The following is a 20,553-nucleotide window of genomic DNA, read 5'->3' as shown; positions in this document are numbered from 1 at the left end:
GATCTAATCGATTAAAATCTTTAAAATTCTATAGTTATGAATACGATTCAAAAAAAGACATTATACTTGTTATTTCGTACAGATTTAATAAATTCTACTTTATTTCTCCAATTCCTCAAGATTCTAAACGGGGGACAAAACATGAGTAAATTTGATGGTAAGGATGTAACTTTAGACTATGATCCGTTAGCTGATGCAATGTATATTAAAAGAAAAAACATTGAATCACAATACGACCACACAATTGAATTAGATAATATCTATTTAGATATGGGAATAACTAAAACTGGGGAAAAATTAATTACAGGAATTGAAATAATTAATGCTTCGGAAACTTTTGGATTAACTAAATTTGATTTAAGTAATATTATTGGAACTAGTGGAATTATAGAAGTTTATAAAGAAACAAACACTTTGAAAAGTCAATAAATGCAAAAATACTTAATAATTACGGCCTTTCAAATGAATCATTTAATATTTAGGCAACAAGTGTTAGTACTTAAATTTTTATTTTTTTTAGAGTTATTCAAATAATAATAATAATAATAATAATAATAATAATAATAATAATAATAATAATAATAATAATAATAATAATAATTTTTTAATAAATTACTATTTTTTTAAAGCAGTTATTTTTTTAATTTTTTAATCCATCTGCATTTAATTTTCCTAAATCTAATTTTTGATAGATACGCTCCCTATGATTTACCGGTTTAAACGCATTTCTTGCATTTCCATGAAGCATTTCTGTTTTACCTAACACCAAATAACCATCTGGAATTAATGCATTGTGAAATTTCATGAAAAGTTCTTCTTGAATTTGTTTATCAAAGTATATTATTACGTTCCTACAAAGAACTATATTCATTCCAGAAATTGGGCCCTCATTTATAAGATCGTGTTTTTTAAACTGCACAATTCTTTTTACATCTGTTTTAACTTCATATTCTTCACTTGTTAGTTTGGTAAAATATTTATTTATAGTTATATCGTCCATGTTTTTTAACTGCTTTGAAATGTATTGGCCGTTTTTTGCTTTTTCAAGTATTTCTTTGTCTAAGTCAGTTGCAGTTATCGTAACTCTCATGTACTTTTGATTGTGTTTTTCCATTAAATCCTTAATAATTATTGCAAGACCATACGGTTCTTCACCAGAAGAGCAGCCTGCACTCCATATTTTTAAAGAACGGTTTTTTTTATCCATTACGATACTTTCAAATAATTTTTTTAATTCGTTATAAACGGTTCTATCTCTCCAAAATTCAGTTACATTTACTGTTAAGGTGTTTTCAAGTTTTTGAAATTCAGCAGGATTTGTTAAAAGAAATTCATAATATTCTTTAAAGTCTTTACACTTACAAAGCCGCATTCTTACAGAAATCCTCCTTAAAATATATGAATCTTTATACTGGTCCACTTGTATCTTTAATTTAGTGCCGATATCTCTTTTAATCCTTTTAAAATACATATCGTCCATAAAATCACCTGTAAATTACATAAAATAGAGTATTTAAAAAATAGAAAAATAATTAAAGTCTTTCAAGGTTTTCAAGTTTTTCGGGGTCTATTAATATAAAAATATTACTTCTAACTGGGAATCTTCCAACAATATCAATAGTATTATCAAAAACTAATGCATTATTGATTCCTTTATCCGCCATTTCTAAAACAAGGGATTCTACAATATTAAATCCAGTATTTTTAGTAAATTCGGGCGTTGTAATATTTATTTCATCTTTTAGTGCATTTGCAAATACGTTTAAAAATGAAGCTAAAACAACATTTGCAACTTCGTTAATTACAGATTCTTCAATTTCAGAATATTCTGGAAGTTCTGTTCTATTTATGAGTCCATCCCATATCATGTCGAGCAGTAAAAGTTTTTCTAATTTTACTGAATCCTCTTCGTTTATCATTAAAACGGAGGTTCCAGATAATATCCCATCGAAATTAATTCTAACAACTTTACATGTTTCATCAGTAAATTGTTCTGGAATAAATTCTACTGGAACAAACCTAAGTCCCGTAAAATGAATATCTGCATTTTCACCAGTAAGGCCTGAAAAGGACTTTGCAGTATTATCTGCTGCATCTTTTCCAATACTTATTAATTTATTTATCGTTTCAACTACGCCCAAAAATAACACCAACCCAATTTATTATATTTTTTCAAATAAATTATTTGTGGATTCGGGGTCCATAACTATAAAAACTTCAAAACCTGAACCGATATTATTTGAAAAAAGTTCTGACTTGAATGTAAATATTGAATCTTTTGCTTCAATTTTGTGGTTTTTTACTTCATTCATAATCAAATCCCGCATTTTTCCAATCCAAAAGTTTGGGGGAGTCATGTTAAGTCCGGTTTCCATAAAATTTGCAATAGTGTCAACAAATGCAGAAATTAATAAATTACATGTTTCATTTATTGCAGAAACTCTCATTTCCCCAAATTTCTCATTTGATTCTTCTTCCATACCCATTCCTAAAAGCATTGCATCAGCCATTTTAAGAGCAGATTCTTCTGAAAATATTAAAACTCCAACGCCAGAAATTTCACCGTTAAAGTCAATTTGGGTAAAAACCTTATTTTCTTCATCACTAATTTTATCAAGTAATTCAGGAGTGGACGTAAGGTTTACCTTAAATACCTTTACATCAACAGATTCTCCACTCATTTCTTGAACAAAGTTTGCAGCTTTTTCTGCTGCGGTTTTTCCTAAATTTTCAATAGATTCAAGATTTTTAGTACTATACGTCGCCGTTTTAAGAAGCATTTTTTCCCCGCCAAATTCTTCTTCCAAAATACCTTTTAAAATCACGTCCCATTCTTCTTTAGAAAGGTTCATACTATTCCTCGATTAAGGAAATAATTTATTGAACTGTTCAAGAACTTTTGGTGCTTGGAATGGTTTTACAATATATCCATCTGCCCCTGCATTTACTGCATCAATCATTTTTTGCTCTTGGTCAACCGAAGTACACATTACTACCTTTATATTTGGAAATTTTTCTTTGATTGTTTTTGTAGCACTTATTCCATCAATTTCAGGCATTACAATATCCATACTTATTAAATCAGGCTGTAATTCTTCTACCTTTTGAATTGCTTCTTTTCCATTTCCAGCCTCAGCTACAACGATGTATTTATTAGTTGGGGAGAGAATTCTCTTTAATATGTTTCTCATGAATGCAGAATCATCAACCACTAACACTTTTACAATATTAGCCATTATGTACACCTCGATAAATAAAAATAAACTAAATTTATGTATGATATACTAGTATTTTAAGATTTTATGTAGGTAATCCATTTAAAAGTTTGTAATAATAAAGTTTGTAACGGCACGACCTTTTTCTGTTAGGTCAGTTTCTTTCCTTATCCTGATAAGATCTAAATAACCTTGGTCAATTAATTTTTCAAGGATTTTTTCAACATCATCAATACCCATTCCCATCATGCTTGGAAGTTCAAGGGAAGTAATTCCTGTATATATTGCAGCCAAAACTTCCTGTTCTTCAGGAGCCAATTTTTCGACTTCAGTTTTAAGTTTGTCACCACTCCAACTTTCAACTGCAATTTCGGAATCAAATTCATCTTCAGATTTTGGGAGAAGGTTTTTAACTGTATTATGATACTTCGTTAGTTTGGAAATATATCTTAAAAGATATAGCATTTTTATTGATTGGAGGTAGATGTAAGAATTTACTGTTTCAGAACCTCTTAACTGCTTTATTTCTAAAACTTCCTGTTCTTCTTCGCCAACTTTTTTCTTCTCAATACTTACAGATTCGATATTTGTGAATAAATCGTAAACTTTTGGCTTATCGCCTGAAGTTACTGCAGCTGCAAGAACAAGGTCTTCAATAACTGATACCCCTTTTCTTACTGGTTTTTTAGCAAAAACAAGATTTCCGTCCTGCCAGTTTGAATTAACATCAACAGAACCTCCAACAATTCTAGCATATTGTAGTTTAATATCTTTTTTATTCAAGATTTGCTGGAAGAACTTTTTTAAAAATGCGTTTATAGTAGGTTCTCCGTAAATTGAAGCTTCAGGTGCAAATCCAATTGCAAATTTGTCTTCATCTTTTGGTTTTGCCCGAATGGCACTATATACTGAAACATCTTCAAGCGTATTTTTTGCAATTTCAAGGGCCTTTCTAGGTAATTCAAAGCCAATATCTTCAATATCTTTAAAATCTATTTCAAAGGATTTATTATCAAAATTAAAATCGATTGAATCTTCGTATAATATTATCTGAAGTTTTCTCCATTTAGTAAATGGATCTCTCAACGTATATGGGGTTACAATAATTCCTTTACCATTAAATGTTGCTATCTGCTTAGATTTTGCCACATTAACACCTTTTAATTAAATTAGTATATATTATTGCTACAGTAGTTTAAATCTTTTGTTTTTATTTTTTAATTTTTAGATTAAAAGTACAAAATAGTAAAAAACTATAATGCTACAAAAATATCAAAGTTTAAATTAATATCATTCATATATAATTTAAAAATAAATTAAAAAAATGATTTTAAGGCTAAATTAAAAATAAATTAAAACTAAAGGTATATTATGATATCAGTTGCAACATTAGAATGTTTTACCCACGGAAAAATTGGAATTAAAATCCATAAGATGGCTTGCGGATATAAAGAACTTCAAAATGACTTTGGATACGACATTATACGGGGAAACGTGTTGGTAACTGCATCAATGTTTTTACCATCAAAAGAAAGTATTGAATCGCTTTTAAACATGAAATTACCAAAATCTGACCACGAATTTAAATATTCAAAAGCTTACAATGAAGAAAACGATTTAAAAGTAGCTGAATATATTTCAAAAGCGTTAAAGGAAAAATTAAAATGTAATATTGCAATTTCAACTACAGCAGGAGTTGGAAAAGGCGCAATTTCAATATTAACTGATAAAAATAGCTATTTATTTACTTCGGACATTTATGGAAACCTTATAAAAGGCGAAAATATATTGAAACGACAAGAAAATGCAGTAAATAAGGCTTTTGAGGCATTTATAAAAATATTAAATGAAGAATATAATATAAAGGAGTGATAAATTGATAGATTCTAAAACAGTACTTCTTGGACTTATTGGCCATCCTGTTGAGCATTCTTTTTCACCAATTATGCACAATGCTGCAATAAATGACTTAAAAATAAATTATGTGTATTTAGGATTTGATATTTCAAATGAAAATTTAAAAAATGTTGTAAATTCTGCAAAAACACTCAGTATTTTGGGTTTTAATGTTACAATTCCGTATAAGGTAGAAATAATGAAGTACCTTGACAAAATCGATGATACTGCAAAGTTTATTGGTGCTGTAAATACTGTAAAAATTGAAAATGGGGAGGCTGTTGGGTATAATACGGATGGAATTGGTGCAAAAAAATCCCTTGAAGAAGAAATTGGCAAATTTAATAATAAAAATATATTAATGATTGGCTCAGGCGGTTCTTCAAGATCAATTTCTTTTGAACTTGCAAAAGAGAATGAAATAACGATAATAAATAGAAATATAAAAAATGCAAAAGAATTGTCATTTGAAATTTCTAAGAATTTAGCTACTAAGGAGTATGGTGAAAAATACCTAAAATACGGCGATTTATCAACAGATATTTCAAAATTCGATATTATTATAAACACAACTCCAGTTGGAATGTACCCTGATGTTAATTCAAAGCCTGTAATTCCATTAAAAAATGCAAAAAATGATGCTATTATCATGGATATAATTTATAATCCTTTTGAACCAGTTTTTTTAAAAGAAGCTAAAAAATATGGTTTAAAGACGTTAAATGGCCTTGGAATGCTTATTTACCAAGGTGCAGTTTCTTTTGAGATATGGACAGGATTTAAACCAGATACTAACGTAATGAAAAACAGCATTGTTAATTTACTTAAAAGTTAATTCATAAATAATATAAATTTATAAATAAATAAAATTTTAGATTTTAAATTTAAAAAAATAGTTTTGGGAAAAGAACATGATAAAAGAAAGAGTTAAAATGGAAGTAATTGGTTTAGAAATTCCAATAATTACCGGGGATGAAGAATATAGTCTTGCAGAATTGATTTCAAAATATCCTTTGTTTGATAACGATATTATTGTTATTGCAGAAACTGTTGTATCAAAAAAAGAAAAAAATGTGATAGATAAAAGCGATATTATAATATCCGAAAATGCAATTCAGCTCTCTAAAAAATTAGGAAAAGACCCTGAAGTAGTTCAGGTGATTTTAGATGAATCAAATGAAATTGTAAAGTTAGGCCCTAATTTTATAGTTACCGAAACTAAACACGGTTTCGTATGTGCAAACAGCGGCGTTGACGAAAGTAACACTTCAAAAGGGATAAAACCCCTACCAAAAAATCCGGATAAAAGTTCTGATGAAATAAGGGTTGAAATTGAAAAAATAACTGGTAAAAAGGTTGGAGTAATTATTAATGACAGCATGGGGAGACCATTTAGGAAAGGTTCTTGCGGTGTTGCAATAGGAGTTAGCGGAGTTACTGCCCTATGGGATAGACGGGGGGAAAAAGATTTATTTGAAAGAACATTAAAAACAACCGAAGTTGGGATTTCAGACGAACTTGCAGCTGCAGCATCTGTTGTAATGGGACAATCAAATGAAGGAATCCCCCTTGTAATTATAAGAAATGCACCAGTACCTTTTAATGGCGGGACAGGTAAAGACTTAGTTCGAAAAAAAGAAGAAGACGTTTTTAGAAATTTATAATTTAAATCTATTTTTTTAAAATAAATCTAATTAAGTAGTTAAGTAACTAACTACTTAATTAACTAATTAAAGGGGCCGCTATAATAACTGAAATTAAAAGTATCATTCTTGATATTTCCGCAGTAGCTCCAAGAATATCTCCTGTAACACAATTTAATTGATTGTTACATTTCCATGCAAAAAACATTCCGACAAATACTGCTAAAATTGAACATAAAGCGCCTAGCTTTGGAATATTTAGTAATAATGAAACAGAAAGTGAAAGTAAAAGTCCAGTTAACAAGTGGGATTCATTTGTCCGTTTAACAAAAAACCTGCCTGTACCCTCAGTTGAAGGAATTCCACAGCATGCACAAGAAAGTAATCCAAGCCGTGAACATGTTTCAATAATAATAATGTACTTTACAAAAATAATTATTCCATTAGTTTCAAATAAATAGGAAATTGAAAATAAAGATACTAATTCAACAAAAAAAACAAATATAAATCCGCCAATTCCAATATATACGTCTTTCATAACTTCTAATTTTTTTCGAGCATTTCCCTGAACCATCCAAGAATCCCCATAATCTGCAAGGCCGTCAATATGGTGAAATCCCTGTACATAAAGTAAAGTAAATAAGACAATAGTTCCTAAAATGTTTCCGGATGTAATTCCAAGAGTACTCATTAAAATTGCGACAAGTGCCCCAAAAAGAGAGATTAATGTCCCAACTAATGGCATTAACATGAAATATTTCGCAATACCTTCAAAATCGCTTTTAGAATTCCCAGCAGGTATTCGAGTCATGAATAATATAAGACCTTTTATTTCATCAATCATGCTTAAATCATCTTTTTTATAACGTTTGAAAGTTCAGAAATATTTTTTATTGTATAGTCGCTAGTTTCATCACAAACACTTGAATATTTCCCCTGTAATATACGTACTGTCCTTATTCCAACAGATTTTGCAGGAATTATATCCCTATCCACCCTATCGCCAACATAAACTACTTCTTCAGGATTTAGTTTAAGCTTTTTTAGACCATAGTTAAAAAATTCAGTGTTTGGTTTTCCAAGACCAAATTCTTCAGAAGTTACAACTTCATCAAAAAGCGGGTGTATTCCTAGTCTTATTAGTTTTTCCCACTGTTTTATAGTTACCCCATCTGTTAGAATACCTAATTTTAAACCCATAGTTCTTAAATCTACAAGTGTCTTGATTGTATCCGAATAAGGCCTTAAAAGTGCAAATTTAACGTTGTGATATGTTATTATGCCCATTGTAATTATTTTTGGGTCGTGTACGCCCATTATATCCTTCACTAAATCATTAAAATGCATTCCATAGTTAGAACCTTTCTGGTCAATGATTTTATTTAAAACTTTTTGAGCATTTTCTTCCGTTGAATCAAGACCTGCATCGATCATGGCCCTTAAAGCTTCTTTTCTTGCACGGTTTGCAAAGCTAGATGAATTATAAAGTGTATCATCGAGATCAAATAAAACCCCTCTAATCATGGTTTCACCAAAATTAAGTAATAGCACGTTTAACTTTATCTTCAACCATTTTAAATATTCCTACAAAGTCTTCGTCTTCCCCAACTGGAATTACAATTAAGCCCAAATTTTTATGCCTTTCTATCCATTCATCGTCATATGCCGGTACATCTATTTTTATTGGTTCGTTTGTTGGATTTCCAACTACAACGTTTCTGTGCGGGAACTTCTTAACGCCATCATCTAAATATATTTCTACAGTTTCCCTGATGTATCCACCAAGCGACATTGTTAATTTTGGAAGTAGTACCATTTTTGGCAATGTATCACCTTTTTTTCATAAGATATTATAAGAACTAATTAATATATGAGTTATGTTATTTCAAAGAAAATTTAAGAAAATTATTGTAGTTTTAATATATTTAAGTTTAATTTACATTTTAATTTTTATTACTTTTTTTATTGGTCCACCGCCAATCTCCAGATACCCATTCTTCATTTTTACCATGAATTTTGGCGTAATTTTTTAAAAAATCCTCCCAGCGATCCCATGTTTTAGGATAACCCTGCTTTACAAGTTCAATTTCCCCAATTTCCATTGCAGGACACATGAAACACCCAACCCTATCAAAACATTCAGTATATAATACATTGTATGGTGCTTTATTTTTAAATAAATATATCCAAACATGCATCGCTGACCAATTTAAAATTGGAGAAGATAGCATTTGTTTTTCTATTGTTGGACTATTCCATATTCTCGGTTTTTTTGAACGGCTAAATGATTCGTATTTCCTAATTCCTACGAAAGTTAAACATCCTTTTTCATATTTTTTATCGATAAGTTTTCCAAGGGGGCCAACTTTACAAATTTCACTGCACCAGCGGTTATCCCTACCCGGCGGGCCGTATTCTTCAACTTTTTCCCAAAATTGCCCTGATTCAGTTTTTAAAATATTTAAACCATACAATTTATCGACTAAATCAACGTTTTCAAGTGTTTCATCAAATTCAAGTCCGGTATCATTAAATAAAACGTCAAATTCAACTGGTTCTTCTGGATTTCTAAATGCAGTTATCGCAAGAAGTAAAACTGTAAGACTATCTTTTCCACCAGAATAGGCAACTGAAATTGGACGTTCTATTCTTTTAGCAGTATTTTTCATAAATCCAACGGAATTACTTTCAAATCTAGTAATTGCATCCTCATTTGCTTGAATCATCAAACCAATAGATTCTTCAAAAGTTCCTGTCTTTAAAAGTATTTCAGAAGTTTTTGGTAATTCTGCTTTCCTAACTTTAGCAACCATTCCCTTTTCAGAACTTATAATTTCTGAATAATCCATTCTAGCCCTACCGACACCTAGTACATCGTTTTCAGAAAAATTAAAATTTAATTGTTCATCATTTTCAATTAATATCAATATGTCATCATCTATTTTTATATCCTCACTTACGTAGGATACTCCAGGCCTTAAAACTGATGCTCCACTTTCTAAAATGTACTTTGGAACGTCTTTTTTTACAGTTAGTATTTTTTTAGTGCACCCTGCATTAATTAGTCTTCTTGCACCTTCAATTGTTGGAATTATTTTCCAATCATGCTTTTTTTCATTAAAATTCAATAATCCAATTATTTGGCCATCCAATATAATTTCTTGGAAGTATTCTACTCCAGGAGCCTTATTTAAAAGAACTAGCTTATCTTTAAAAATATTTTCTTCAAGTCCAAACTGCATTTTTAGGGTTTTAGTTATAAGTTCTATATCTTTTTTAAAAGCCGGCCTAGCATCTCCAGGGGGAGTTACTTTAACTTCAAAAGTTTCTAAATTACAAATTCCACACGTTTTATCAAGTACTGGAACATTGCAGTTTTTGCACCATTTTAAATGTATTTTTCCTAAAACTGTTTTCAAAATTACCACCGTAAAAATATGAAAATTGCATATATCAAAATCCTATAACCTTTATAATATATTTTTCAAGTTAAATTACCATTTTTAGCCCGACTATAAATAGTATACCTGCAAAAAACCTTTTTAAAGATTTAGCATCAAGCCTATTTGAAAGTTCTGCACCGTATTTTGAAAATATTATGCTAGAAATTGAAATTGAAATTAAAGAAGAGATTGAAACATACCCTACAAAGTTTAAATATTTATAGCTATCTAAAATTTCAACTGGGCTTGAAAGGTAACCTAAAAAACCACCTAATGAAACTATTGACATCATTCCAAGAGAAGTGCCCACACTCTTTTTAATTGGAAGCTTTAAACATAGCGTTAATACTGGAACTGCAATAGTTCCACCGCCAATTCCAAATACACTTGATAAGACCCCCATTATAATTCCAAAAGCCAAAATTAAAGGATACTTAGTTGTATCACACTTTAATTCTTGTGTTATATCCAGTTCATTTTCAGGCGTTACTGTATTTAATGCCATATTTAAAGATAAAATAATTAAAATAATTCCAAAAAGCATTTTATGAAGTCCGCCATCAAGATAATTTGTAACTATATGTACCCCAACAATAGTTCCAAATAATCCCGAAATTCCAAGAAGAAGCGAGTAATTAAATATAATATTTTTGAGTTTATGGTGTTCATATGCACTTTTTAAAGAAGTTACAAAAATTACAGAAAGGCTTGTTCCAACTGCAAATGCTATTGAATTATCTTCAGAAATTCCAAGACTTTGAAAAATATAGGTGAGTATTGGAACCATTAAAAAACCGCCACCGAGGCCCAATCCGCCAGTAATAAGCCCTATAATTGCACCAAGAATGGTCAAAAAGATATAAATTAAGATAACTTCCATACTAACACTAAACTCATACTTTTAATTCTTTATTGCACCATCGCCTTACAATTTCTTTTAAAATATCGTAAGAACTGTGAAATTGACAGTTTACATATTCTTCAACTTTTATAATTTCCGGCTTAAGCCCATGATTTAATAACTGCCTTTTCAATTCATTAATCTGGTAAGTGGTTTGATCAGGCCCTATAATAATTATATCGGGGTTAATATTTATAATAGGTTCTAATTTATCATTTAAACTTCCTAATACGGCCCTATCAACAGGCTTTAATGCTTCAATCATGATTTTCCTCTGTTCTTCGGGAATTACTGGTCGTCTACCTTTTATTTTTTTAACCGTTTCATCTCTTGCAATTATTACTATCAGTTCATCTGCATGCTTTTTTGCAAAGTTTAACGTGTTAAAATGCCCCGGATGCAAAAGGTCAAATGTACCTGCTGTTACAGCTATTTTTTTCCTATCCATTATATCACTTTATAGTTATTGGCTATTTTAAGTTTATAATACTATCTTCTCCAGTTCTAACCCTAAAAATTGCATCAAATGTCCCAACAATTATTGGGCCTAGTGCAAAACCTGTTATTCCAAGAGCTAACGGCCCCATTAAAAATGCAATTAATAAAAGTGCAGGGTGTATATCACTTTCATTACTTACGATACTTGGACGAATTACAAAATCAGGGGCTAGTGATAAAAATAATACTCCAAAACCAAAAAGTAAAAGTGCTTTTAAGTACATTCCTGTTGCGATATAGAATAAACAAAGGGGCATGTAAATTGTCCAGCCTCCAACAACGGGTAAAAGTGTCAAAATTCCACTAAGTGCACCAAGCGTAACTGGGTTTGGAAGCCCCATTGCCCAAAAGCCAATAATTGAAATAATCCCAACGGTAAATGATGTTAAAGCATTTCCAACAAATAAATTTTTGTATGCCTCATGTAAGTTTTCCATAAATAATTCTGTCTGAGGCGCATAAACATCCGGAACGTGTGGCATTATCGCACCTTTAAAATTATGGCCATCTTTTAAGAAATAGTAAGTTAAAAATACAGTGATTAATATTTTTATAAACAATAAAGGAAGCCTATATAGCTGTGATGCCATCATATTTATTGTCGGCCTTAAAAAAATCCATAATTCTGAAATTACTGGAGTTAAGTCCTTTTTTGCAATATTTTGTAATCCAAGATATGTTAAAAAGTTAGTAACGTTTTCAATTATTTCTAAAAAATTTAAAGTATTTAAAAAATTGATTACGTCTGAAATAATAAATAATAGTAAAAATATCGCAGGAATTGTTATAATGAGTATACATATTAGTGCCCCAAGTGTTCTACCTGTAAATTTTCGTATGGCATCATAAAACGGCTTTGACATGTATGAAAAAGCGCATGCAAAAGCAAGAGTATCTAAAAAAGGCCATGCTGTAAAAATAACTGCTAAAAAAGTAATAAAAACAAAAATTCGCATTATAAATCGATACTCGTTATCTTTCATAACATCCCTATAAGACATTTTAAATAGACATTTTAAATAATATAGTACTACCGCCATATAAATAATCAGTAAATAATCGTATTGAGGGAATAGTATATGAACATTTTGATTGATGCAAAGGAACAAAATTATTCTATAATTGAAGGAGAGTACTTCCCACTTTCATTTGGTATGATGATGCATGAAACACATGAAACGTGGAAATATAATCCTTTTGACGAAAAAAATCTTTTCTGTTTTGGCAGAGGAATTTTACCCGTAATTGGCGGCCATAGGCTAATATTTTCATTTAGATCACCACTTTGGGATGGATTCCATTTTTCGGCAATGGGTGGAGCAGGATATACATTTAAAGATACAGGAGTTTCAAACGTTGCAATTACTGGAAAATGTAGTATCCCAAGTTTAATCGTTATAAACGGGGAAGAAGAAAATTTAAAAGTAGATTTTATCCCATTTAACGATAAAATTGAAAGTATTTACGAATTTAATGAAAAAATTATTGATAAATTCAAAGAAAAAAATTACCGTGCATTTTTAGTTGGCCCTGCTTCAAAAACAACAAATATGGGTGCAATATACTCACACACTATTAAAAATGGAAAAGCAGTTGAAGGTTCAGAAGACTGGGCTGCAAGAGGCGGAGGTGGTTCCGTACTATTTCAAGCCCATAATATAGTAGGCGTTGTTTTTTTCGGTAAAAAAAGGCCTGAAAAAGATTTAAGACATATTGTAGAAGAACACTTTAAAAAACCATATACTAAAGTAGTTTTAGAAAATACTGAAAAATATAGATATAGTGAAGAAAAAAAAACAGGCGGAACTTTTGGAAATAATTATCATATTACAATGGAGCTAACTCCAATTTTTAACTGGAGAATGCCATTTATTGATAAAAATAAACGATTTAAATTGCACAGAAAAATATTAAAGCATTTTGTGAAAAATTTCGATATTGAAGCAATTGAAACTAAAAACTGGACAAATTGTGGAGAACCCTGCCCAACAGTCTGTAAAAAACATAGAAATGGATTACACGTGGATTACGAACCTTATGAAGCAAACGGGCCATTGCTTGGAATTTTCGATATTTACGCCGCTGATAAAGTTGTAAATATGGTGGATACCATTGGAATTGATGCAATTGAATTTGGAAACCTTTGTTCATGGGTATTTGAACTTTTAGATAATGGAATGTTAAAACCCGAAGAAGTTGGAATTGAAAAGCCAGTTTTTGATATTGAAAGCTTTGAAAATGACGAAGATATCTTAAAAAATTCAGAGCATAATGCGAAACAGGCCGTAGCTTTTGCAAAAATTGTTGCATTCAATGAAAATGAATTTGGAAACCTTTGTTCCCGTGGAGTTAGGCGAGCATCAAAAGTACTAAATGAAAAATATCCTGAAAGGATAAAAGATAGAAAGTTTGAAGACTTTGGAGTATATGATTCTTTTGGAAAAGAAGGGCAGATTTCGCCAACAATGTATTGGGCAATTGGGAACTTTATGCCGTATTTAATACAGGGAAAGTACTTAACACACTACCAATGCGGAGTATTTTTAGAACCTGAAGAATTGGCCAAATTAAGTGTTAAAAATACTCTTGAAGAAATAATGCTTGAAAATCTTGGAATATGTAGATTCCATAGAAAATGGATTACTCCAATAATTGACAAACTTTTAAAGGAAGTAAGTGATATTGACATATTTTTTGAAAGTAAAAAATTATTAAAAGATATATCAAAATACGATTCAAATATTGGTTATCCTACAATGGAAAGTAAACGTGTAGAAGAGCTAATAATTTCGGGTGCTAATGAATTTGAAAATGAAAAATGGTCAAAAGAATTTGAAAAAGGAAACTTCAATGAGTATATTAAACGAGTCGTAAAAAAATATGAAGAGTTACTTGAAATAGATTGGAAAATTAAATAGTTTTAAAACTCCTGAAAATAATATTAATATTATTTTTTTATTTATTTTTAAGAAAATACTAAAAAATGAAAAGTTGTTTTATCCATCAATTTTTTTCTTAAGCATTTCCACAACAGTTCCAGGTTCTGCCCTACCTTTTGTAAGCTTCATTACTTGTCCAACAACGGAGTTTAAAGCCCGTATATTTCCAGATTTATAGTCTTCAATAGCTTTTTCACTATTTTTTATTGCTTCTTCACATGCTTGGTCAAGTTCGCTTACATCTTCAATAACAGTTAAACCAAGCTCCGTTATTAATTCTTTTGGAGTTTTTTCGCCTTTTTGATCCACCATGTGCTCAATAACTGTTTTTCCAATTTTTTGACTGATTGTCCTGTCTTTTATTGAATTAATAAGTTCAATTATATGTTCTGGTTTTAAATTACTTTCAAAGAAGTCAATTTTATTGTAAACTAAAACTCTCTTTAATTCATTTCTAACCCACGTTACTGCAAGTGAAATACCTGTTTCATCACTTCCAACGTCTTTAATTACTCTTTCAAAAACATCTGCCAAATCAAGGTCAGATACCAATACTTTTGAATCATCTTCTTTTATCCCATACTGTTCAACAAATCTTTTTTCTTTTGAAATAGGTGTTTCAGGCATTTCTGATTCTACCCTTTCAATCCAAGAATTATCTAAAACTATTGGCTGTAAATCAGGATCAGGAATATATCTATAATCATCCGCAGTCTCCTTACTTCTCATGGATTTTGTAATCATTTGGCTTTCCATAAATGCCCTTGTTTCCATTTTAATTTCGCCACCACGCCTTAAAATATTTTTTTGCCGGATGATTTCGTATTTCAAAACCTTGTAAACTCCCTTTATAGAATTTACGTTTTTAACTTCAACACGTTTTCCTTGAATTCCGTTATAATTAATTGAAATGTTTGTATCGGCCCTCATGGTACCTTCGCCCCTTAAATTGCCGATATATCTAAAAAGCCTCATTAATTGCCTTAAAAACTCCCTTGCTTCTTCAGGGCTTTTCATATCTGGGTCAGTTACAATTTCAATTAGTGGAGTTCCGCTTCGGTTATAATCCACTGTTCCTAAATCCGGCTTATATTGCCCAGGGTCTTCTTCAAGGTGAACTTCGGTAATTCCAACGCCTAAAAAATTTCCTTTTTCCCCTATTGGAACTGAAGTCCTTTGATACCCACTAGGTAAATCTGGATAATTATAGTGCTTTCTTTGGAAATATATATCTTTATCAGTTATCATTTCACAGTTTAGCATTTTTGCAACCATTATTGCAATATCAAACGCTTTTTTATTTGGAGGCATTGGCTTTGCGCCAGGGTGTCCAATACATACCGGACAGATATTCGTGTTTGGGAAAACATCTTTATAGTTTGTTGGACATTTACAAAACAACTTTGAATTCGTGTCAACTTGAACGTGAATTTCAAGACCGCATTTCATGGATAAGTCGTCGCTCATATTATTCACCTAAATTTAACCTTAAAATAAATTAAAATCATATATAGCAAAAATTAAGCATCAATAATGATTAAATAACTACATCCTACTTTCTTTTTAAATTTAACTATAAAAGGTTTTTTAAAATTTTTAAAATTAAACAAATTTAAACAAATTTAAATCAGTTGTTTTATTAAATTTAAAAGTTATTTTAAAAAGTTATTTAAAAATTATTTTAAACTTTTATATTCTAAAGTATTCGTTCAATAGGTAAAACTAAAATATCCCTTGCTCCAAGTTTTTCAAGGTTTGAAACGGTTTCAAAAACTTTATTTTCATCAATTACTGCATTTATTGCAAACATGTCATTGTTTGATAAGATTTCTGAAACTGTCGGGCCCCCCATTCCAGGAATAATTGCCGTTATTTCTGAAACCTTGCTTTTTGGTGCATTCATCATAACCAAACGCTTTGTTTGGGCATAAAGTACGCTTTTTATCCCGCTTACTATTTGGTCTATTTTTACACGTTTTAAATGGTCGTCCATGCTTTTTTTATTTGCAACAAGCCTCGTTGTTGATGAAACCACGTTATCTACTTCTTTTAGACGGTTAAGTTTAAGTGTTGTTCCAGTTGAAGTTAAATCGCATATAAGGTCGGATACACCAATAAAAGGCGCTATTTCAGTAGCCCCGCTAAGTTCAATTATTTCTAAATCAAGCCCTTTACTTTCTAAATACCGTTTAGTAAGGCCTGGAAACTCTGTTGCAATTTTCATTTTATTGGTAATATCATCTATCGAATTTACTGGCGAATTTTCAGGAGCTGCAATTACAAGTCTTGCATTTCCAAACTTAAAATCTAAAAGCATTTCTAATTCATCTTCTGTTCCACGTTCTAACATTAAATCATAGCCCGTAACGCCAACATCTGCAACCCCATCCCTAACAAATTCAGGGATATCTTTAGCCCTTGCAAACATTACTTTAATTTCTTCATCAACTGTTTTTGCAAAGAGACTTCTACCGTGAACGCTTATTTTTAATCCAGCTTTTTCTAAAATCTCATTTACGGGTTTTGAAATTCTCCCCTTATTTGGTAATGCAAGTAAAATCAAAATAACCACCTGTAACTTATGAGCATATTTAGAATAAATATAATCATTAACCATAAATATGTTTTGAATATATTAGTTAAGGTATGATATTTAAAAACCCATAATTTTTAAAAATCTAGATTTTCTGAAAACATATATATAATATGATGGTTTAATTTATTTCAAAACAGATTTAAAAGGGGGAACAATGCATAAGGAACAGCTAATGGAACTCCACCAATTCTTTGTACACGTCTTTAGAGAAACGGTCCCCGACATAATGGGCTGTGAATACTTAAAAACCTACGAAGAATTAGACGTAAAACCCCACCATATACACAAGTTAAAAACTGAACAAAGAGCTGCTATTTTTTTACTTGCTGCGTGTATTGCAGAGGGACTCTCTGAAAGAGATGATTCTATTCCTGAAAACCTTTCAAAAAGATTATCAGATAATGCATTAAAATATTTACACTTAGAAAGCGATTCGGATTTAGACGATAACCAAAATCTAAAGAAGGTTAAAAATTCCCTTACTGTCCAGTATAAAGGCCAAATCAAACATACGGTTTAATTGATTAAGTAGTGTTTATTTTTTTAGTATTTTTTTATTTTTAACATAAGGTGGATATTTTGAAAGAAATACTTGAAAATTCTATGGGTATACAAAAAGTACTAAACGAAGTTTTAACTGATATCTCTCCAACAGATTCAGAAAAAGAAGAATTAACGTTATTTTCTAATGCAGTACTACATAAATTAAAAAGTATTTCTGAATATCCCATCTTAGATATAATACAAGTTGGTTCTACAGCAAGAAATGCTAATTTAAAAAATGACCATGATATTGATATTTTTTTAAGATTTGAAAGAAATACTGAGCGAGAAACCCTAAAAGAAGTAGGTTTACGGGTTGGAAAAGAAGTAATTGATTATTTTGGCGGAATATCTTGGTTAGAATATGCTGAACATCCATATATATCTGGAAAAATTGGAAAATTTTCATTAGATATTGTTCCATGCTATAAAATCGAAAACTGTGAAAAAATAATATCTGCCGTAGATAGAACGCCACTACATAATGAATTTTTAGTGTTGGCTAGTTTAAAAACAGACATTTCAAATGAAGTCCGTCTTTTAAAAAAATTTTTAAAAGGACTTTCAATATATGGTTCAGACCTAAAAACTGCCGGTTTTTCAGGATATTTATGCGAACTTTTAATATTAAAATATGGGAGTTTTTTAAATTTACTAAACGATGTAAAAACTTGGAAACTTAAAAAAGTAATAGTTTTAGATGAAATTTACGAAATGTATGGTTTAAAAAATGACCATAAATTTTTAGAATTTAATGATTCACTTATTGTTTATGACCCTGTAGATTTAAATAGAAACGTTGCCGCTGCATTAAGCCTTGAAAACTATTGTAAATTCATATTTTATTCTAAAATGTTTTTAATGAACCCAAATAAAGAATTTTTTTATAATTTTGAAAAAAAAACCATTAATAAATTAAATGAAAGAAGTCACGGGTATTTTTTAACTATTGAAATAAAACGTCCAGAAAACGTTGTTGAAGATATAGTTTATCCTCAAATGGAAAAATTACAAAAAAGTATTAATAAGCTTATTAAAGAACATGATTTTGATTATTTAAGATATACCAATTTTGCAGATGAAAAAGTCTGCTATCTTTCATGGGAGTTTTTAGTACACGAATTACCTGATGTAAAATTAAGGGTGGGCCCCCCAGTTAGCAGTTCTTTTGGAGTTTTAAATTTTATAAAAAATAACGAAAAATATTTTGTTTCAGGGTGCAATGTTTGTGCATACAAAAACAGAAAATATAAAAATGTACAGATACTATTCAATAATATCGTAAATGGGAAATTAAAAGGTCAGATAACCTATCCAAAATATATCTGTCCTGAAAATGCATTAATTAATATTGGAACTTTTGTAGAAAGAATTTAAATTTAATTTGGGAAATCATGGACAGTAGTGTCTTGATACAGCAATGCAACGAATTTTTAGATGGGCTATCTAATTTTGGAGATAATTTTAAAAAACCATTTCTTGAAAAAGAAAATAGTGTAAACGAACTTCAAAAGAGTCTTGAATGTAATTTATGCATTTTAGAAAATTTAAGGGAAAAAATGGAGTTACAGGGCTTTGAAACGCCGTATATTGGTGTTGGGCAGATTAAAGGTGGAGAAGACGATGATATTTATGAAATAATTAACTATTCTTCGTATTTAAGAAGAATGGTAGATGAAAAAAAAGGTTCTCTTGAAAGGGCAAAATACGCAATAGTTTCACACAAAATTGCAATTGGAAATCTTTTAGATGAATTTGGAAATAAAGATATACTTCAAAATTTACCTTACAACGGTTCGTATAAAGAACACTTATCAAAAATACCCCCACTGTTTTTTAAATCATATAAAAACATTTTAAGTGCATTTGAATCAGAAGGATTTTCAAAGCTTCGTTCTTCAAAAATTAAGGGTTTAGAACATGCTTATCCTGAAAAAGGCGTAGTAAGTTCGATAACTCTGTCTTTAGTTATTATTGAAAATGGGAAAAGAAAATTTAAGCGTGTAAAAATTGAAGAAGAAGATTATGAAGGATATATAAAAAGGACGTATGGGGACGCCATAATTACTTCAGTAAAAAAGAACTATTCAAAAAATAAGCTACTAAATGACCAATATGTTAAAAAAACACTTACTTTAGCTTATTTTACAACGTATTTGCCGGAAATAAAGGAAAAAATCAATTTAGAAGTAAAAGAGTCGCTTTCAAAAGAAGAACGGTGCTTAATTAAAAAATACAGTAACATTTGCGAAAATTTTGAAAATGATGTTTATGAAGGCGGAATTATTGATGTTAGGGCACTTGAAGAAACGAAACTAAAAAAAATGAATATAAAAACAGATTTAGAGGAAAAAGGACTGTATAAAAATGGAAAATTATTAGAAAATTTAAAAAAATCACTTGAAATACAAAATAGGATTTTTGAATCGATTTCCGTTGAAATTCCGATAAAAAAGATTTCAAAAGATCTTTTTATGTACTATCTTTTAAAGTCGCCTGACGAAAGAAGTCGTTCCCATATGTTTTCATCAATACTTGTAACTCCTTCAACTTCCCAATTGAAATGGCTTGATATTGAAGAAATTGAGCCAAAAAAAATACTTGATTTAAAGTTTATGTTTGAAAAAGAGCTTCCAAAGTATGAAATATCGTTAAAAAATATAGGTGGAGTTTCTATATACTTATTATATGGTATGGAAAAAGCTTTAGAGTACGGTTTTGAAAAAACAGGAATTGAAGATATTTTAAAATTAATTGCTGTAATTGAAGACATTAAAGAAAATTTAAAAGGAAAAATAGACTTAAAAGTTCTTGAAAAGTATTGTAAAATTAAAAAAGAAAAAACGAAAAGCTTTTTAAATGCCCTTGGAAAACTTTAA

22 protein-coding genes are annotated in these 20,553 nt (G+C 30.0%); 8 read left to right on the top strand and 14 right to left on the bottom strand.

Annotated features, from left to right (window positions below; all coding sequences use genetic code 11):
- Positions 1-141: 141 nt before the first annotated feature.
- Positions 142-429, top strand: coding sequence for a DUF2283 domain-containing protein (locus MEVAN_RS01330; RefSeq protein ID WP_011972072.1), 288 nt, complete (start codon positions 142-144; stop codon positions 427-429).
- 211 nt (positions 430-640) lie between these two features.
- On the opposite strand, the gene MEVAN_RS01325 is transcribed toward MEVAN_RS01330, so the two are convergent.
- The 5 genes from MEVAN_RS01325 to MEVAN_RS01305 all read right to left on the bottom strand — a co-directional run bounded on the left by MEVAN_RS01325 (position 641) and on the right by MEVAN_RS01305 (position 4,364).
- Positions 641-1,480 (bottom strand): CheR family methyltransferase, encoded by an 840-nt coding sequence (locus MEVAN_RS01325; RefSeq protein ID WP_011972071.1) that lies wholly within the window; start codon positions 1,478-1,480, stop codon positions 641-643.
- Positions 1,481-1,532: 52 nt separating this feature from the next.
- Positions 1,533-2,141, bottom strand: coding sequence for a chemotaxis protein CheC (locus MEVAN_RS01320; protein WP_011972070.1), 609 nt, complete (start codon positions 2,139-2,141; stop codon positions 1,533-1,535).
- A 21-nt stretch (positions 2,142-2,162) separates the two neighbouring features.
- Positions 2,163-2,852 (bottom strand): chemotaxis protein CheC, encoded by a 690-nt coding sequence (locus MEVAN_RS01315; protein ID WP_011972069.1) that lies wholly within the window; start codon positions 2,850-2,852, stop codon positions 2,163-2,165.
- A gap of 12 nt (positions 2,853-2,864) precedes the next feature.
- Positions 2,865-3,236 carry a response regulator gene (locus MEVAN_RS01310; protein ID WP_011972068.1) on the bottom strand — a complete coding sequence of 124 codons (372 nt, stop codon included), beginning with the start codon at positions 3,234-3,236 and terminating at the stop codon, positions 2,865-2,867.
- 81 nt (positions 3,237-3,317) lie between these two features.
- Positions 3,318-4,364 (bottom strand): CheF family chemotaxis protein, encoded by a 1,047-nt coding sequence (locus MEVAN_RS01305; RefSeq protein ID WP_011972067.1) that lies wholly within the window; start codon positions 4,362-4,364, stop codon positions 3,318-3,320.
- 222 nt (positions 4,365-4,586) lie between these two features.
- On the opposite strand from MEVAN_RS01305, the gene MEVAN_RS01300 reads away from it, so the two are divergent.
- The 3 genes from MEVAN_RS01300 (at position 4,587) to MEVAN_RS01290 (ending at position 6,775) form a co-directional block, all read left to right on the top strand.
- Entirely contained in the window at positions 4,587-5,087 is a 501-nt protein-coding gene (locus tag MEVAN_RS01300) for a UPF0254 family protein (RefSeq protein ID WP_011972066.1), read from the top strand.
- 4 nt (positions 5,088-5,091) lie between these two features.
- Positions 5,092-5,946, top strand: coding sequence for a shikimate dehydrogenase (gene aroE, locus MEVAN_RS01295; protein ID WP_011972065.1), 855 nt, complete (start codon positions 5,092-5,094; stop codon positions 5,944-5,946).
- 76 nt (positions 5,947-6,022) lie between these two features.
- Positions 6,023-6,775: a coenzyme F420-0:L-glutamate ligase gene (locus tag MEVAN_RS01290; protein WP_011972064.1), complete on the top strand. Its 753-nt coding sequence runs from the start codon at positions 6,023-6,025 to the stop codon at positions 6,773-6,775.
- A 58-nt stretch (positions 6,776-6,833) separates the two neighbouring features.
- On the opposite strand, the gene cobS is transcribed toward MEVAN_RS01290, so the two are convergent.
- The 7 genes from cobS to MEVAN_RS01255 all read right to left on the bottom strand — a co-directional run bounded on the left by cobS (position 6,834) and on the right by MEVAN_RS01255 (position 12,579).
- Positions 6,834-7,598, bottom strand: coding sequence for an adenosylcobinamide-GDP ribazoletransferase (gene cobS, locus MEVAN_RS01285; RefSeq protein WP_011972063.1), 765 nt, complete (start codon positions 7,596-7,598; stop codon positions 6,834-6,836).
- A gap of 2 nt (positions 7,599-7,600) precedes the next feature.
- Positions 7,601-8,278, bottom strand: coding sequence for a TIGR02253 family HAD-type hydrolase (locus MEVAN_RS01280; protein ID WP_011972062.1), 678 nt, complete (start codon positions 8,276-8,278; stop codon positions 7,601-7,603).
- 13 nt (positions 8,279-8,291) lie between these two features.
- A complete protein-coding gene (locus tag MEVAN_RS01275) occupies positions 8,292-8,579 on the bottom strand; it encodes an energy-converting hydrogenase B subunit P (protein ID WP_011972061.1) in 288 nt (95 codons plus the stop codon).
- A 118-nt stretch (positions 8,580-8,697) separates the two neighbouring features.
- The gene (locus tag MEVAN_RS01270; RefSeq protein ID WP_011972060.1) at positions 8,698-10,173 is read right to left on the bottom strand and encodes a phosphoadenosine phosphosulfate reductase domain-containing protein; all 1,476 of its coding nucleotides are present in this window, start codon (positions 10,171-10,173) and stop codon (positions 8,698-8,700) included.
- Between the two features lie 70 nt (positions 10,174-10,243).
- Entirely contained in the window at positions 10,244-11,077 is an 834-nt protein-coding gene (locus MEVAN_RS01265) for a sulfite exporter TauE/SafE family protein (protein WP_011972059.1), read from the bottom strand.
- Positions 11,078-11,090: 13 nt separating this feature from the next.
- Positions 11,091-11,546, bottom strand: coding sequence for an adenylyltransferase/cytidyltransferase family protein (locus tag MEVAN_RS01260; RefSeq protein WP_011972058.1), 456 nt, complete (start codon positions 11,544-11,546; stop codon positions 11,091-11,093).
- Positions 11,547-11,568: 22 nt separating this feature from the next.
- On the bottom strand, positions 11,569-12,579 hold the full coding sequence (locus MEVAN_RS01255) for an AI-2E family transporter (RefSeq protein ID WP_011972057.1): 1,011 nt from the start codon (positions 12,577-12,579) through the stop codon (positions 11,569-11,571).
- A gap of 96 nt (positions 12,580-12,675) precedes the next feature.
- Here MEVAN_RS01255 and MEVAN_RS01250 point away from each other — a divergent pair, with 96 nt between their 5' ends.
- The gene (locus MEVAN_RS01250; protein ID WP_011972056.1) at positions 12,676-14,514 is read left to right on the top strand and encodes an aldehyde ferredoxin oxidoreductase N-terminal domain-containing protein; all 1,839 of its coding nucleotides are present in this window, start codon (positions 12,676-12,678) and stop codon (positions 14,512-14,514) included.
- 78 nt (positions 14,515-14,592) lie between these two features.
- Here MEVAN_RS01250 and gatB read toward each other — a convergent pair whose 3' ends face one another.
- Positions 14,593-16,002, bottom strand: a complete 1,410-nt coding sequence (gene gatB, locus MEVAN_RS01245; protein WP_011972055.1) for an Asp-tRNA(Asn)/Glu-tRNA(Gln) amidotransferase subunit GatB — start codon at positions 16,000-16,002, stop codon at positions 14,593-14,595.
- 229 nt (positions 16,003-16,231) lie between these two features.
- Complete coding sequence (gene hisG / locus MEVAN_RS01240; RefSeq protein ID WP_048059117.1) at positions 16,232-17,098, bottom strand: ATP phosphoribosyltransferase; 867 nt, start codon at positions 17,096-17,098, stop codon at positions 16,232-16,234.
- A 187-nt stretch (positions 17,099-17,285) separates the two neighbouring features.
- Here hisG and MEVAN_RS01235 point away from each other — a divergent pair, with 187 nt between their 5' ends.
- The 3 genes from MEVAN_RS01235 to MEVAN_RS01225 all read left to right on the top strand — a co-directional run bounded on the left by MEVAN_RS01235 (position 17,286) and on the right by MEVAN_RS01225 (position 20,553).
- Entirely contained in the window at positions 17,286-17,651 is a 366-nt protein-coding gene (locus MEVAN_RS01235) for a UPF0058 family protein (protein WP_011972053.1), read from the top strand.
- A gap of 83 nt (positions 17,652-17,734) precedes the next feature.
- Complete coding sequence (gene cca / locus MEVAN_RS01230; RefSeq protein ID WP_156769219.1) at positions 17,735-19,051, top strand: CCA tRNA nucleotidyltransferase; 1,317 nt, start codon at positions 17,735-17,737, stop codon at positions 19,049-19,051.
- Between the two features lie 17 nt (positions 19,052-19,068).
- Positions 19,069-20,553, top strand: coding sequence for a DUF530 family protein (locus MEVAN_RS01225; protein ID WP_011972051.1), 1,485 nt, complete (start codon positions 19,069-19,071; stop codon positions 20,551-20,553).

Origin of the sequence: Methanococcus vannielii SB (genome assembly GCF_000017165.1) — an archaeon.
Lineage (GTDB): Archaea > AGJL01 > Methanococci > Methanococcales > Methanococcaceae > Methanococcus > Methanococcus vannielii.
The sequence above is the reverse complement of the archived record's forward strand: the minus strand, read 5'-3'. Positions and strand labels throughout refer to the sequence as shown.

Bases quoted from the DNA above. Each gene is read 5' to 3' on its own strand.
- MEVAN_RS01330 (WP_011972072.1), top strand. From the start codon at position 142: ATGAGTAAATTTGATGGTAAGGATGTAACTTTAGACTATGATCCGTTA.
- MEVAN_RS01325 (WP_011972071.1), bottom strand. From the start codon at position 1,480: ATGGACGATATGTATTTTAAAAGGATTAAAAGAGATATCGGCACTAAA.
- MEVAN_RS01315 (WP_011972069.1), bottom strand. From the start codon at position 2,852: ATGAACCTTTCTAAAGAAGAATGGGACGTGATTTTAAAAGGTATTTTG.
- MEVAN_RS01310 (WP_011972068.1), bottom strand. From the start codon at position 3,236: ATGGCTAATATTGTAAAAGTGTTAGTGGTTGATGATTCTGCATTCATG.
- MEVAN_RS01300 (WP_011972066.1), top strand. From the start codon at position 4,587: ATGATATCAGTTGCAACATTAGAATGTTTTACCCACGGAAAAATTGGA.
- MEVAN_RS01290 (WP_011972064.1), top strand. From the start codon at position 6,023: ATGATAAAAGAAAGAGTTAAAATGGAAGTAATTGGTTTAGAAATTCCA.
- cobS (WP_011972063.1), bottom strand. From the start codon at position 7,598: ATGATTGATGAAATAAAAGGTCTTATATTATTCATGACTCGAATACCT.
- MEVAN_RS01280 (WP_011972062.1), bottom strand. From the start codon at position 8,278: ATGATTAGAGGGGTTTTATTTGATCTCGATGATACACTTTATAATTCA.
- MEVAN_RS01265 (WP_011972059.1), bottom strand. From the start codon at position 11,077: ATGGAAGTTATCTTAATTTATATCTTTTTGACCATTCTTGGTGCAATT.
- MEVAN_RS01260 (WP_011972058.1), bottom strand. From the start codon at position 11,546: ATGGATAGGAAAAAAATAGCTGTAACAGCAGGTACATTTGACCTTTTG.
- MEVAN_RS01255 (WP_011972057.1), bottom strand. From the start codon at position 12,579: ATGAAAGATAACGAGTATCGATTTATAATGCGAATTTTTGTTTTTATT.
- MEVAN_RS01250 (WP_011972056.1), top strand. From the start codon at position 12,676: ATGAACATTTTGATTGATGCAAAGGAACAAAATTATTCTATAATTGAA.
- gatB (WP_011972055.1), bottom strand. From the start codon at position 16,002: ATGAGCGACGACTTATCCATGAAATGCGGTCTTGAAATTCACGTTCAA.
- MEVAN_RS01235 (WP_011972053.1), top strand. From the start codon at position 17,286: ATGCATAAGGAACAGCTAATGGAACTCCACCAATTCTTTGTACACGTC.
- cca (WP_156769219.1), top strand. From the start codon at position 17,735: ATGGGTATACAAAAAGTACTAAACGAAGTTTTAACTGATATCTCTCCA.
- MEVAN_RS01225 (WP_011972051.1), top strand. From the start codon at position 19,069: ATGGACAGTAGTGTCTTGATACAGCAATGCAACGAATTTTTAGATGGG.